Source organism: Bacillus sp. (in: firmicutes), from assembly GCF_031983925.1.
Classification (GTDB): Bacteria; Bacillota; Bacilli; order Bacillales; family Bacillaceae_G; genus Bacillus_A; species Bacillus_A pacificus.
Map to the genome: position 1 here is coordinate 694,351 of NZ_DALYZR010000001.1, position 14,375 is coordinate 708,725.

General features: G+C 35.7%; 17 protein-coding genes and 1 pseudogene. 14 read left to right on the forward strand and 4 right to left on the reverse strand.

The genetic code is table 11. The features are described from left to right. Window positions 1-84: 84 nt before the first annotated feature. From RTP99_RS03690 to RTP99_RS03750, 13 genes are all read left to right on the forward strand, one after another. A complete protein-coding gene (locus tag RTP99_RS03690) occupies window positions 85-831 on the forward strand; it encodes an IclR family transcriptional regulator (protein WP_000561978.1) in 747 nt (248 codons plus the stop codon). Between the two features lie 16 nt (window positions 832-847). After that, complete coding sequence (locus tag RTP99_RS03695) at window positions 848-1,396, forward strand: FAD synthetase family protein (protein ID WP_000022932.1); 549 nt, start codon at window positions 848-850, stop codon at window positions 1,394-1,396. A 29-nt stretch (window positions 1,397-1,425) separates the two neighbouring features. Then, window positions 1,426-1,965 carry a 3-hydroxyanthranilate 3,4-dioxygenase gene (gene nbaC / locus RTP99_RS03700; RefSeq protein ID WP_000047732.1) on the forward strand — a complete coding sequence of 180 codons (540 nt, stop codon included), beginning with the start codon at window positions 1,426-1,428 and terminating at the stop codon, window positions 1,963-1,965. Then, on the forward strand, window positions 1,950-2,987 hold the full coding sequence (locus RTP99_RS03705; RefSeq protein ID WP_011040255.1) for an amidohydrolase family protein: 1,038 nt from the start codon (window positions 1,950-1,952) through the stop codon (window positions 2,985-2,987). The genes nbaC and RTP99_RS03705 overlap by 16 nt, the downstream gene beginning before the upstream one ends. Continuing rightward, window positions 2,965-3,423 (forward strand): RidA family protein, encoded by a 459-nt coding sequence (locus tag RTP99_RS03710; protein ID WP_001190047.1) that lies wholly within the window; start codon window positions 2,965-2,967, stop codon window positions 3,421-3,423. The genes RTP99_RS03705 and RTP99_RS03710 overlap by 23 nt, the downstream gene beginning before the upstream one ends. Before the next feature lie 12 nt (window positions 3,424-3,435). Further along, the gene (locus tag RTP99_RS03715) at window positions 3,436-4,905 is read left to right on the forward strand and encodes an aldehyde dehydrogenase (protein ID WP_001031166.1); all 1,470 of its coding nucleotides are present in this window, start codon (window positions 3,436-3,438) and stop codon (window positions 4,903-4,905) included. A gap of 128 nt (window positions 4,906-5,033) precedes the next feature. Next, window positions 5,034-5,807, forward strand: a complete 774-nt coding sequence (locus tag RTP99_RS03720; RefSeq protein ID WP_172656210.1) for a 2-keto-4-pentenoate hydratase — start codon at window positions 5,034-5,036, stop codon at window positions 5,805-5,807. Between the two features lie 30 nt (window positions 5,808-5,837). Then, on the forward strand, window positions 5,838-6,737 hold the full coding sequence (locus RTP99_RS03725; RefSeq protein ID WP_000756050.1) for an acetaldehyde dehydrogenase (acetylating): 900 nt from the start codon (window positions 5,838-5,840) through the stop codon (window positions 6,735-6,737). Continuing rightward, entirely contained in the window at window positions 6,724-7,749 is a 1,026-nt protein-coding gene (dmpG, locus tag RTP99_RS03730) for a 4-hydroxy-2-oxovalerate aldolase (RefSeq protein ID WP_001254091.1), read from the forward strand. The genes RTP99_RS03725 and dmpG overlap by 14 nt, the downstream gene beginning before the upstream one ends. A 3-nt stretch (window positions 7,750-7,752) precedes the next feature. Further along, entirely contained in the window at window positions 7,753-8,541 is a 789-nt protein-coding gene (locus RTP99_RS03735) for a 2-keto-4-pentenoate hydratase (RefSeq protein ID WP_001229807.1), read from the forward strand. Between the two features lie 15 nt (window positions 8,542-8,556). Beyond that, window positions 8,557-8,757 (forward strand): 4-oxalocrotonate tautomerase, encoded by a 201-nt coding sequence (locus tag RTP99_RS03740; protein ID WP_262722239.1) that lies wholly within the window; start codon window positions 8,557-8,559, stop codon window positions 8,755-8,757. A 118-nt stretch (window positions 8,758-8,875) separates the two neighbouring features. After that, a complete protein-coding gene (locus RTP99_RS03745; protein WP_001166478.1) occupies window positions 8,876-9,466 on the forward strand; it encodes a histidine phosphatase family protein in 591 nt (196 codons plus the stop codon). Window positions 9,467-9,472: 6 nt separating this feature from the next. Beyond that, window positions 9,473-10,249, forward strand: a complete 777-nt coding sequence (locus RTP99_RS03750) for a Cof-type HAD-IIB family hydrolase (RefSeq protein WP_000278984.1) — start codon at window positions 9,473-9,475, stop codon at window positions 10,247-10,249. A gap of 7 nt (window positions 10,250-10,256) precedes the next feature. Here the strand turns inward: RTP99_RS03750 and RTP99_RS03755 are convergent, their stop codons facing one another. Further along, a complete protein-coding gene (locus RTP99_RS03755) occupies window positions 10,257-10,718 on the reverse strand; it encodes a DinB family protein (protein WP_000498020.1) in 462 nt (153 codons plus the stop codon). Window positions 10,719-10,889: 171 nt separating this feature from the next. On the opposite strand from RTP99_RS03755, the gene alr reads away from it, so the two are divergent. Next, the gene (gene alr, locus RTP99_RS03760; protein WP_011040256.1) at window positions 10,890-12,065 is read left to right on the forward strand and encodes an alanine racemase; all 1,176 of its coding nucleotides are present in this window, start codon (window positions 10,890-10,892) and stop codon (window positions 12,063-12,065) included. A gap of 20 nt (window positions 12,066-12,085) precedes the next feature. Here the strand turns inward: alr and RTP99_RS03765 are convergent, their stop codons facing one another. The 3 genes and pseudogenes from RTP99_RS03765 to RTP99_RS03775 all read right to left on the reverse strand — a co-directional run bounded on the left by RTP99_RS03765 (window position 12,086) and on the right by RTP99_RS03775 (window position 14,137). Next, a complete protein-coding gene (locus RTP99_RS03765; RefSeq protein ID WP_000413824.1) occupies window positions 12,086-12,706 on the reverse strand; it encodes a class I SAM-dependent methyltransferase in 621 nt (206 codons plus the stop codon). Window positions 12,707-12,943: 237 nt separating this feature from the next. Beyond that, window positions 12,944-13,219: pseudogene (locus RTP99_RS03770) on the reverse strand (GNAT family N-acetyltransferase); the annotation flags it as partial. A 39-nt stretch (window positions 13,220-13,258) separates the two neighbouring features. Beyond that, the gene (locus tag RTP99_RS03775; protein ID WP_000941362.1) at window positions 13,259-14,137 is read right to left on the reverse strand and encodes a hypothetical protein; all 879 of its coding nucleotides are present in this window, start codon (window positions 14,135-14,137) and stop codon (window positions 13,259-13,261) included. Between the last annotated feature and the right edge of the window lie 238 nt (window positions 14,138-14,375).

A 14,375-nucleotide genomic window follows, 5' to 3' on the forward strand; every position in this document is an offset into this window, starting at 1 on the left:
TTACTGTTAGGATGTAATTCTTCTTATATTTTTAATAATATCTAGAACTTTGGGATTGTAACTGGAATAGGGGAGGTAAATGATTTGATCGCTTCTATCAGTAAAATTTGTAAAATTCTAAATTGTTTTACTAGTGAGGAGCCGGTACTAGGAAATTCTGAAATAGCTGAAAAGTTAAAGATGAATGCTAGTACAGTTCACCACCTTGTTCGTACGTTGTGTGCAGAAGGAATGCTCATACAAGATGAGCAAAGAAAATATAGATTAGGTTGGAAATTGTTAGAGTGGGGAAATCAAGTCATGTTTCAGCAAGAGATTTATAGTGGAGCAATTCCGCTTGTTGAAGAGCTAGTAAGAAATTTTAGCGGTACTGTGCATATCGGTATGTTTGATCGTGGTGATGTTGTATTTATATTGAAAGTTTCATCGAAGGAGTCCGTTCAAATTTCAACACATGTTGGATCAAGAGAACCTGCATATTGTACAAGCACAGGGAAAGTGCTGCTTTCATTTCATTCATCACCCTTAGAATATACTTCAGAAAAAGGGCTTTTACGACGAGCACCCAATACCATTACATGTGTCAAACAATTCCAAACAGAGTTACAGAAAATTCGTAAGCAAGGTTATTCAATTAGTGATAACGAAAATGAGCATGGACTATATGGAATTGCAGCTCCTATTCGATCTTATACTGGGAGAACTATTGCGGCGCTTAATATTGTTGGACCTATATCGTATATGCAGGGAAGTAATCGTGAAATCATAATTCAAAGTGTGATGAATACAGCAAATTTGATTTCCAAGGAATTTGGTTATTTGGAAATTTAATTTTAGAAGAAAAGAGATGAGTATCATTTATATACATGAGCAGTGTATACCTGAATTAACGAAATCTATTGTTTCAATTGGAGCATTTGATGGTGTGCATAAAGGTCATCAAGCTGTAATTAAAAATGCAGTTGAGAAGGCAAAGGTATTAAGGATAACAAATGTTGTGTATACATTTGATCCACCACCACGCTCATACTTTCAAGGGGCGAAAGTATTAACACCTATTGATGAGAAGGTGAAACGTATTCAAAGTCTTGGTGTTGAACATGTGATTGTAATTCGGTTTGATGAGTCTTATATAACAAAAAGTGCGAGTTGTTTTATTCAAGATATAAAAAGACTAAGCCCTGTAGAAATTTTTGTTGGCCAAGATTTTAAGTTTGGAAAAAATCGGGAGGGCAATATAGATTTGCTAAGAGAGCACTTCAATATTTCTATAGTGAAAGATATTTGCTGTGATGAAGGTGAGCGAATATCTTCAACGAGAATTAGAGATTATGTTTATCAAGGAGATTTACAAAAGTCTAACTCTTTGCTCGGTTGGTCTTTTAAAACAATATAACTAAAAAGGAATTATGAGGAGGAAATAATATGTCTAAAACATTGCAATCTTTTAATTTACTAAAATGGATTGATGAGAATAAGGAGTTATTGAAGCCACCAGTAAATAACAAAGTGATTTGGCAAGATTCAGAGTTTATCGCCATGATATTAGGTGGTCCAAATAGAAGACGTGATTTCCATGTGGATCCTTCAGATGAATTTTTCTATCAAATTAAAGGTGAATGTTATGTGGAATGTATTACAGAGGAAGGTAAGCGAGAAGTTGTCACAGTAAAAGAAGGGGATGTATTCATGCTACCCGCTATGGTGCCACATTCACCACATCGCGTTGCTAACACATATGGGCTCGTAATTGAAAGGAAACGTAACCAAGGAGAGCTTGAAGACTTTGTTTGGTTCTGTGACGAGTGTAATCATGAAATGCATCGTGTACGTGTCCAATTAAGTGATATTGAAAAACAAGTAAAAGAAGCAATTCATAGTTTTAATTCAAATAAAGAAATTCGAGCATGTAAAAACTGCGGTCATATTATGCCAGAAGAAGTGGAGGAATGGAAGTGCGAATAGATTTTCATACACATATTATTCCTGAAACTTTTCCGGATTTTGAAGAGAAGTTTGGCGGAGGACGTTGGCCGATATTAAATCGGACTTGTACATGTGGTGCAAGCATAATGGTTGGAGGTAAAAATTTTCGTGATGTGACAGATCAAGTATGGTGTCCTGAGAAAAGAATTGAAGATATGAATCGTGAAGGTGTTGATATTCAAGTTTTATCACCAATCCCTGTTACATTTTCGTATTGGGCAAAACCAGAGGAAGCCGAAAGTATGGCACGTATTCAAAATGATTTTATTGCAGAAACAGTTTTAGCATATCCAGATCGTTTTGTAGGATTAGGAACGGTTCCGATGCAAGATGGAGAAACTGCGATTCGTGAAATGGAGCGTTGTATAACAGAATTACATTTACACGGTATTGAAATTGGCACAAACGTAAATGGTAAAAATTTAGATGACCCATCGTTTATTGAATTCTTTCGGATGGCTGAAAAGTGGCAAGTTCCAATCTTTATTCATCCATGGGAAACATTAGGACGAGATAGAATGCCACATCATAATTTTATGTACACAGTAGGGATGCCGAGTGAAACGGCACTTGCAGCAGCTACATTAATATGGAGTGGGATAATGGAGAAGTTTCCACAGCTAAAGGTTTGTTTTGCGCATGGTGGGGGATCTTTCCCATATATTTTGCCGAGGTTAGATCAAGGCTGGAAAGTATGGCCGCATTTACGATTGACTACGCATCCTCCTAGTTATTATGCAAAGAAATTTTATTTTGATTCTTTAAATTATGATCCTATTAATTTGAAATATATGATTGAAAGATTTGGACATGAAAAAATTTTCATGGGTTCAGATTATCCGTTTTTATTGCGAGAAGTGGACCCGGGAAAGGTGATTGATGAAACAGCCGGTTTATCAGAGGAACAAAGGGCAGCGATGCTTGGGGGAAATGCAGCGGAATTTTTAAATATTGATATAAGAAAAAGAGGTGTAGCATATGCAGAGAGTACAAACACCTGAGGACAAACTAAGTGAGTTAGGAATCACACTGCCAGCTATTCGTCCGGCAGTTGGAAATTATGTTAGTTGTGTAAAAGTAGGTAATTTACTATTTACTGCTGGACAAGGCGTAGATGAGTATCACGGAAAATTAGGAAAAGATATTTCAATTGATGAAGGATATAAAGCGGCAAGGCAATCAATGTTGAATTTATTAAGTGTTGTGAGGAACGAACTAGGTGATTTAAATAAGGTGAAACGAATTGTAAAGTTGCTTGGTTTTGTAAATAGTACGGAAGATTTCATTAATCAGCCAAAAGTAATGAACGGGGCATCGGATGTATTAGTAGATATTTTTGGGGAAAAAGGAAAACACGCTCGTTCTGCAGTCGGTATGGCTCAGTTACCTAATAACACAACAATTGAAATTGAGATGGTTTTAGAAATTGAAGAATAGGAGGTAAGGAAGGTGAACAAAGAATTATTAGCTGACAAACTGAAAGTAAAAGATGCGAAATTGTTTATTGATGGAAAATATGTGGATTCTGTATGTGGTGAAACGTTTGATACGTTCAATCCGGCGACGAATAGAAAGCTTGCATCTATTGCAAAGGCAAATGAAGAGGATACTAAAAGAGCAATTGATGTGGCAGAACGTACATTTAAAAGTGGCATTTGGAGTAAAATGCCTGTGGAAGAGCGGTCGAATATTTTATGCAAAATGTCGGATTTGATTATGGAAAGAGTGGATGAACTAGCGTATATAGAAACTCTAGATGTTGGAAAACCAATTAAAGAGAGTAAAGGATTCGATATACCACGTTCGGCTCATAATTTTCGCTTCTTTGCTGAAATGGCTAAATATATAGTACATGAGCATTATGATAAACATAATTTTATGTCATATGCAAAGTATGCTCCAGCAGGGGTAACTAGCTTAATCATTCCTTGGAATTTGCCATTTATGCAAATGACGTGGAAAGCATCAGCTGCACTTGCTTCTGGTAATACTGTTGTTGTTAAACCGGCCTCCTATACTCCATTAAGCGCAGTTATGCTTGGTGAAATTGCAAATGATGCAGGATTACCACCAGGTGTACTTAATATTATTACAGGTCCTGGAAGTACTGTCGGGACAAAAATGACAACACATCCAGCTGTTAGAAGAATTTCATTTGTTGGAGAAAGTAATACAGGTAAGACAATTATGCGTAATGCTTCAGAAAACTTAATTCCTGTTTCATTAGAATTAGGAGGTAAATCAGCAAATATTGTATTTGAAGATGCAGATTTAGATGAAGCAGTACAAGGATCAATTGAAGCTATTTATCGAAATCAAGGAGAAATTTGTTTAGCTGGTTCCAGATTACTTGTGCAAGAAAGTGTATATGAACAGTTTTTAGAGAAATTTGTAGCGGCTGTGAAAAGAATAAAGGTTGGAGATCCTCTTTCTGAAGATACAGATATGGGAGCGCTTGTCTCAAAATCTCATTTAGAAACAGTTGATCGCTATGTAGAATTAGGAATTTCAGAAGGGGCAAAATTAGCCTATGGGGGAAAAAGAGTGGAAAGTCTAGTAGAAGGGAATTTTTATGAACCTACTATTTTATACGATGTTGATAACAGTATGCGTGTAGCGCAGGAAGAGATATTTGGTCCAGTTCTAGTTGTTATTCCATTTAAAACGGAGGAGGATGCCATTCGCATTGCAAATGATTCTATTTATGGACTAGCTGGAGTGGTTTGGACAAATGATCTTAGACGAGCACAACGAGTCGTTTCGCAAATTGATTCAGGCTTACTATGGATTAATTGTTGGTATGTCCGAGATTTACGCACTCCATTTGGAGGTTCAAAGGCAAGTGGAATTGGTAGAGAAGGTGGGCGTCATAGTTTTGAATTTTATACAGAAGCTAAGACGGTAACGATGAAATTATAAGGATAATATTTTAACTTAACATACAAAGAGCTCCCATCTGATGTTTATAAAAATAAGTAGATGGATGGGGGCTAGTCTACAATGTAAAGGATTGAGGATATATAAATTAAAAAATGAGGTGAGAGCAATTGTTAATGAAAGAGTTAGCAGATGAACTATTGCAGGCTGAAGATTCACGTATAGGAATACCTCCTTTTACTGAGAGATATGCTAATTTATCAGTTGAGGATGCTTATAATATTCAGCTTGAAGTAGTAGAAAGAAAGTTGGAGAATGGGCGTTGTGTAATCGGGAAAAAAGTTGGACTTACGAGTGTTGCAATGCAGCAGATGCTTGGGGTAAATGAACCAGATTATGGACATTTGTTAGATGACATGAAAATAGAAAATGGAAGTACAATTGCAATAAGTTCTTTTGTATCTCCGAAAGTAGAAGCAGAAATAGGATTTGTTTTAGAAAAAGATTTAAAAGGGCCTAATATTACATACATTGATGTACTGATGGCAACAAAGTATGTTGTACCTACACTTGAAATAATTGATAGTCGTATTGCTGATTGGAAAATTAAATTGGTTGATACAGTAGCGGATAATGGCTCGTCAGCAAAGGTTGTAATTGGTAATACATTCTCTAGCATCGACAAAGTAGATTTACGTACAACTGGAATGACACTGTATAAAAATAATAGTTTAATTGCAACGGGTGCTGGGGCGGCCGCATTAGGGCATCCTGCACAAGCTATTGCCTGGTTAGCTAATAAACTACATGAATTTAATATTGGATTAAAAGCAGGTGAGTTAATTTTACCAGGTGCGTTATCTGGTGCAGTCTCAGTGAATAGTAAAGACAGTATTCAAGCTGACTTCGGATCACTCGGATCAGTTTCTGTTACATTCATATAGGTTAAAGTGTTGAGAAAAGGGGGGATAGATGTGAAGAAAGTAAAGGCGGCTATAATTGGATCAGGTAATATTGGTACGGATTTAATGTATAAATTAAAAAATAGTAAAGTTATAGAGCTAAATGCCATGATTGGAATAGATTCCGAATCGGATGGTTTAAAGAGAGCGAAAGAAGCCGGATATGAGGTTTTTGATAATGGAATACAAGCAATTATTGATAATCCGAGTTTAGCTGATATTGTATTTGACGCAACTTCAGCTAAAGCACATAGTTATCATGCGAAAATATTAGAAGAGCTTGGGAAAATAGTAATTGACTTAACTCCGGCTGCATATGGGCCATTTGTTTGTCCTGCTATTCGAAATAATGATTTTTTAGATAAGCAAAACGTTAATATGATTACGTGCGGGGGACAAGCAACAATTCCGATTGTTCATGCTATTAATGAGGTAGCAAATGTTACATATGCAGAGATAGTTGCTACAATTTCCAGTTTAAGTGCAGGTCCAGGTACAAGGGCAAATATTGATGAATTTACAATTACGACAAAGCGTGGAATTGAAGAAATTGGTGGGGCTGATAAGGGGAAGGCGATAATTATATTAAACCCTGCAGAGCCACCTATATTAATGAGAGATACGATTTATTGTGAAGTTAAGGATATGGATGAGGTTTCTATCTATGAAGCAATTCATAAGATGGTTGAACGGGTTAGGACGTATGTTCCTGGTTACTCTTTGAAACAAGAGCCAATGTTTGATGGGAATCGTGTAACTGTATTTTTAGAAGTTGAAGGAGCTGGAGATTATTTTCCTCCTTATGCCGGTAATTTAGATATTATGACAGCTGCAGCATTAAAAGTAGGTGAAGAATTTGCAACGCAAATCGTTTCAGAGAAGAAAAGAGGTGTAATGAATGAGGCGAAATAGTGAAAGACCAGTGAGAATAACGGAAGTTTGTTTACGTGATGGAAGTCATGTAATGAAACATCAATTCACAGAAGAGCAAGTTCGATCTGTAACAAGGACATTAGATGAGGCAGGTATGCATTATATCGAAGTGAGTCATGGAGATGGTTTAGGTGGCTCTACTTTACAATATGGGAAGTCATTAGTTAACGAAATGAAGCTCATTGAAGCCGCGGTAGATGAGTGTAAGCAAGCTAAAGTAGCTGTCTTGTTAATTCCTGGTATTGGAACGATTCATGAATTAAAGCAAGCTGCAAATATCGGTGCGAAACTTGTTCGTGTAGCAACACATGTAACAGAAGCGGATGTTTCCGCTCAGCATATTCAATTTGCACGTGAGTTAGGTATGGAAGTGTGCGGTTTTTTAATGATGGCACATTCTGCATCGGTTGAAAAGTTAGTAGAGCAAGCAAAGCTTATGGAAAGTTATGGTGCAGAAGCAGTTTATGTAACAGATTCTGCAGGAGCTTTATTGCCTCATGAAGTACGTGAACGTATCCGTGCTTTGCGTCAATCTTTAAATATTGAAATTGGTTTCCATGGTCATAATAATCTTTCGGTTGCAGTAGCAAATACAATTACTGCAATTGAGGAGGGCGCGACACGTATTGATGGAAGTGTACGATGTCTTGGGGCAGGAGCTGGAAATGCCCAAACAGAAGTATTGCTCGCTGTTTTGGATCGTATGGGATATAAGCTGGATATAGATTTATATAAGATGATGGACGTCGCAGAGGAGGGTGTTGCCCCTTTATTACCAGTACCACAAGAAATTCAAAAAGGTAGTCTAGTAATGGGATATGCAGGGGTATACTCTAGCTTTTTATTACACGCTGAAAGGGCGGCACAACGCTTTAATGTAGACGCACGTGATATTTTAATAGAACTGGGAAAAAGAAAAGTAGTTGGAGGACAAGAGGATATGATTTTAGATGTAGCTGCAGAATTAGCAAAGATAAAAATGGAGGTGTAACATATGGCTTTAGTGAAAGGGGCAGATTTGGAAATCGTTGACTATTTACTTCAAGCTGAAAAGGAAAGAAAAGAAGTAGTAAAAGTAACGGATAAGCATCCTGATTTAACAGTAGAGGATGCTTATAAATTGCAAAAACGTTTAATTGAACAAAAAATGAGCGAAGGTTCTAAAAGAGTTGGTGTGAAACTTGGATTAACGAGTAAGGCAAAACAACAAATGATGGGGATTGATGAAGCGATTTACGGATATTTATTGCACGATATGCTTGCATTCGAATGGGAGCCATTGCAATATGAAACGTTGATTCATCCGAAAGTAGAGCCAGAGATTGCTTTTTTAATAGGTGAGGATTTACAGGGAACAAATGTGACAGTTGACGATGTATTAAAGGCAACAAAATATGTTGCGCCAGCTTTAGAGGTGATTGATAGTAGATATTTAAATTTTAAATTTACATTACCTGATGTAATAGCAGATAATTGTTCCTCTTCAAAATTTTTGTTAGGAAGTAAATGGATTGATGTTAAGAATATAGATTTAGCAAATGTAGGAATGGTTATGTCAAAGAACGGTAAGATTGCTACGACTGGGACAGGAGCAGCTGTGCTGGGACATCCAGCAGAGGCAATTGCTTGGGCGGTAAATAAACTTGGTTTACAAAATGAAGGATTTAAAAAAGGTGATATTGTATTAAGTGGAGCATTATCTGAAGCGATTGCATTTAAAGCCGGAGATTCTATCATTGCACAATTTGATGATTTGGGAAGTGTAGCAATGTTTTGTGAATAAATAGTAAAGCGAGAGATAAAAATGCCCATTATACAAATTCAAATAATAGAAGGTAGAAAGCAGGAGCAAATTCAAAATCTAATATTTGATGTTACAGAGGTAGTTGCGAAAAACTTAGATGTAGATGTTAGACGGGTTCGTGTTTTAGTGAATGAAATCCCAAGTTCGCATTGGGGAGTAGGCGGAAGGTCTAAAGAAAGTTTAAAAGAAAGTTAGTTAATAATAAAAGCAATTTTCATTCTTATATGAATGAGGATTGCTTTTATTATTTTGAAATTTTTAAATAATATGTTAAAATTTAGTCTTAGTTTTAAGGAGATGAGGGGGAATATACATGCAAATACTACTAATACGCCATGGAGAATCTAAAGCAGATATTTTACATGTACATGAAGGACGAGCTGACTTTGAATTAACAGAAAAAGGAAGAAGGCAAGTGCAAAGGCTTGTACAGAAAGTGAAAGCAGATTTTCCGCCAGATTTCATTTGGGCAAGTACATTAAAACGTGCTCGTGAAACGGGTGAAACATTAGCGGAAGGAATTGGGTGTCCAATTCAATTAGAAGAGGAATTAATGGAGTTCAATAATGGAGTGCAAGCAGGTCTTTCATTTGAAGAAGCTAAGAAATATCCCGAGCCAAAGTTTCTTCATGACCGATTTGAAAACGGGGAATCATTTATTGAATTTAGAATGAGAATAGAAGGAATCTTTTCTAAAATCGTAACAGAGAATACGTATGACCGAATTGCCATTGTTGCACATGGTGGTGTAATAAATAGTCTATTACGTGCATTTTTCAAAATGCCCATTTCAATGGATTATTATTTTAAAATGGGAGATACGGGAATAAGCTTAATTGAAATGGATGGCGAACAAAAAACGGTACATTTTATTAATGATACGAATCATTTGGATGGGATGTAGAGAATTATGTACAAAGTTGTATTTTTCGATGTTGACGGTACGCTTTTAAGTGAGATTCATAGAAGTATGCACGAAAGTACAAAAGAAGCGATACATAGGTTAATAGATAAAGGGATTCATGTAGTTGTTACGACAGGGAGACCATATAGCTTATGTTCGCAATTTATGGAACTAGGCATAAATACGTTTATTTCTGCAAATGGTGCCCATATAAAATGTGGTGAAAAAGTTATACATAAATCAGTACTTTCACGTGAAATCGTTCATGATATCTCGAGATTTGCTGAATTACATGGTCACAGTATTTCTTATTTTACCGAGGATTTTGCAATGAACGGAATAGCCTCGGATAATGAGCGTGTAATGCAAGCGCTTAGCGAGACGTTGAATTTAGAGAAGTATCCTGAAAAAAGCAAGGATTTATCTAAAGAGATTTATTGTTTATGTCTGTATGCGGATGAAATGGAATCTCAAAAATTTATTGAAAAGTACCCGATGCTTACATTCGAACGTTTTCATGGTTATGTCATAAATGTATTGGAAGATAGTAAAGTATCGAAGCTCACCGCAATTCAAAAAGTATTGGATCATTTAAATATTTGTAAATCAGAAGCAATTGCTTTTGGCGACGGTAGAAATGATATTGAGATGTTGCAGTATGTAGGATTAGGTATTGCAATGGGGAATGGCGGAGAAGAGTTAAAAACAAGAGCTGATTTTGTTACAAAGAAAGCGAGTGAAGGTGGTATTTTATTCGCCTTAGAAAAGTTTCATATCGTCTAACATACCTTTATTGAAATAAAGGTATGTTAGGATCTTTCATATGCTCGCACAATAAAATATGTATTTGTCCACGATGATGATAAAAGTGGGCAACAATTTCCAGCAACCATTCAAAGCGTGAATAAGAAATACCCCAATAAGCAGTCTTCATTTCTGCTAATTGTTCATTGGAATAGGATAAAAAAGTTTTAGAAAGTAAATCGTAGCCCTGTATCATCGTTTTTTGCATTTGCGCAATTGTTTCGGGTGTTTGTTCTTTATAGAAAGTATGCAGCTCTTTTTCCGTACTACCATTTAAAATGAGTAAATCAGCATGGCAAATAAGAGAAAGATGTGCATACATTTCAAATAATGAACGCTTCGATTGAATCGGAGCTATTTTCAAATCAATTTCAGTATATTGATCCAGCATTTGAATAGAAGTATCAACAGCAACTTTAAGTTGATGCAATGCAGATTGTACAAACATTGTAATTCTCCTCGTCTCCGTATATAATAGTTTCTTGAGGGTATTATATCATACTAAAAATTCCGAAAATTCTAGTAGTTTGACTAGCATATTGAAAAGTATTATATTGTAAAAGGTCATATGAAACGTGAAATAGAATGGAATGCAATTATTGAGTTAGGAGTTAGACCAATGAGTTTGAAATATGGAAGAGATACAATTGTTGAAGTTGACTTAAATGCAGTAAAACATAATGTAAAAGAATTTAAAAAACGTGTGAATGATGAAAATATTGCAATGATGGCTGCTGTAAAAGCAAATGGGTATGGCCACGGAGCAGTTGAAGTTGCGAAAGCTGCTATTGAAGCGGGAATAAACCAGCTTGCAGTTGCATTTGTAGATGAAGCGATAGAGTTAAGAGAAGCAGGAATTAACGTGCCGATTTTAATTTTAGGCTATACGTCAGTAGCGGCTGCGGAAGAAGCAATTCAATATGACGTTATGATGACTGTTTATAGAAGTGAAGATTTACAAGGTATAAATGAAATCGCAAACCGTCTTCAAAAGAAAGCGCAAATTCAAGTGAAAATTGATACAGGGATGAGTCGTATCGGTTTACAAGAAGAAGAGGTTAAACCATTTTTAGAAGAATTAAAACGTATGGAGTATGTGGAGGTAGTAGGAATGTTTACACATTACTCTACGGCAGATGAAATCGATAAATCATATACGAATATGCAAACAAGTTTATTTGAGAAAGCTGTCAATGCAGCAAAAGAATTAGGAATTCATATTCCGTATATTCATAGTTCAAATAGTGCAGGTTCAATGGAACTTAGCAATACATTTCAAAATATGGTTCGTGTAGGTATCGGAATTTATGGAATGTATCCTTCAAAAGAGGTAGATCATTCAGTTGTTTCTCTACAGCCTGCGTTGTCGTTAAAATCAAAAGTAGCCCATATTAAGCATGCGAAGAAAAATCGCGGTGTAAGTTATGGGAATACGTATGTAACGACTGGTGAAGAATGGATTGCCACTGTACCGATTGGTTATGCTGATGGCTATAACCGTCAGTTATCTAATAAAGGGTATGCATTAATAAATGGAGTTCGAGTACCTGTTATTGGTCGTGTTTGTATGGATCAGCTTATGTTAGACGTTTCAAAAGCAATGCCAGTACAAGTGGGAGACGAAGTAGTATTCTACGGTAAACAAGGCGAAGAAAACATCGCAGTAGAAGAAATAGCGGATATGTTAGGTACAATTAACTATGAAGTTACATGTATGTTAGACAGAAGAATCCCGCGAGTTTATAAAGAAAATAATGAAACGACTGCTATTGTAAATATACTAAGAAAAAACTGAATCGATATGATTCAGTTTTTTTATTTTTGACAAATGAAAAACGCTCTATTTGTACCGTGTGATTGAATATTCTTAAAACCTACGGATTCTAGCAAATAAATTATTTCTTCATTTGAATAACAAGCTTCTTCAAATGAAAAGTCACTTCTTGTCCAATTATTATCTATGTCATGTTGAAATAGTATAAAGTTCATGACTGCTTTTTTATTTTCATCATCATATGTAGAATCAATCGTACAAACATATTCATCCGCTGTAATATGAAATGAAGCAATCAGATTTTCAAGAAATCCTTTTTCCATATTCATATCAAATACGAATGTACCTTCGCTATGAAATACGGAGTAGACATTATGAAAAACACTTTTTAATTCATCTAATTTCAAAATATGGTTTAAGCTATCGCCAGTAGAGATAACATATTGAAATTGCTCATTTATATTGAAATAGCGAGCATCATCGACGATAAAGGTTGCGTTTGGAGCGTTTTGACGTGCGTATTCAATCATTTGGGCAGAACCATCTATACCAGTTACTACAAAATGATTATCGATTAATTTCTTAGTTAGGTGACCAGTCCCGCAGCAAAGATCTAAAATATGAGAATGTGGTGGTGCATATTGTAAAACAAGTTTTTCCAAAAGTAGATAGGAGTGTTCAGCAAAATGCCCCCAATGTTTATCCCACTTTAATGGGCAGTAAGACCCCCACCTCAAGATTCAGCGAAAGCAAAGAAGTTAGGTGGGGGATCAACTGCCCATAAAAGTCCGATTGGTTCAACTAATAATCAGTGGGGGATGAAGAAAACCCCCACTGATTAAAGTTTCACTTTATTATAAATGGATGCGAAAATATCATAATCAGAATATATTAGTTTTTTAGACACATGCATTCACCTCAAAATTCATTACATTATAGTAGTCATGCTTCGTTTTCATTTCAAAACCACATTGTGTATAGCGTTGTAAAGCATTGTTATTTTTCGTTTCAACGTCTAATTCAATTGTTGAAGCTCCTTTTGTAATAAGGGTATGTACCATGGACATAAGAATATCTTTTCCGTATCCTTTACCTTGATAGGAAGGATGAACGGCGAATCCTGATAGTATAGTAGATTGCTCTTGCTTCGAAACTGTAATCGTTCCTATCACTTTTTAGTTCAATATTCATTTTATAATTCCTCACATTCGTATTTAAAAATAGGATGGATGACTTAGCCACTTCTCTAACTCCACACTGCCCTGAATAGATAATAACCGGTACAAATATCGATAGGGATGTCTACATTCTACAAGATTAGGAATAGGCATAATGGTTTCGTAACCTTGTTTAAAAGCATGAGCTTCCTTTTCTGTAAATACATATTCTAAGCTGATAAAATCAAGTTCTCGGGGAGCAACTGCGTAAGCTTCTGTATCTACTAAGCCTGTAATAGTTGTACCATCAGATAAAAACTGAGTAGGGTCCATATCAATTAAAACGAGCGTAGCTTCCTTTGGTGTTGGCAAGGAAGAAAGTTGTGATTCAAAAGTAGAAAATGCGTTACGGATGCTCGTATTATCGGAATAAAACCTATTTACAAGTTCTTTACTGACTTTTAATATGTGAGACTTAAATTCTTCTAGTGGAACTTGGAAAGTACCTGATGGATTTCCTATAAACTCTGCTTGAAACGAATGAATTTCTGCTAGTCCTTTTCCAAGGCTGAATAAAATTGAATCAGATTGTCCGACAAAGGATTGCAGCGTACTTCCTGTTAGTTTTTCGACACTAACATACTTTCGGCCATTTAAAACATGTTTTTGCAAAATAGTGGGGATGGGCAAGTTAGTATGCTTTTTCAATAATTCGTGTATATATTCTAAATGATGTACGTTCCTTGGATCGATTCCAAAAAGGTTTTTGCATCCCCACCAAAAATCATTGTTTGGTTCTTCAGTCATTTTTGAGGAACGAACGATGACTTCTTCATCTTTAGTTTGGACGAGAAACACATCGCTTGCATGGTCTTCATAACTTGGATGTAAAGTTTGAACAGATAATATAGGTGAAGCGAAGAGTTGTTGTAGCATGAAGGTGCTCCTTTTCTGTAAATTCGATAAATTCATTATATAACAGAATGTGTACGAAGTGGATAATGATAGGGACAACATAGAACTTAAATAAATTTACGGTGAGAAATCAGTGTGAAAATTATATTTTTCTACTTTTGTATGAATTGTCAAAATAATTTTTGATGATAAATCTGTAAAAATACAAAATATAAATCTCATATTTTTCAGTAAATGAAGAGCTAAGCACACTTTCAAT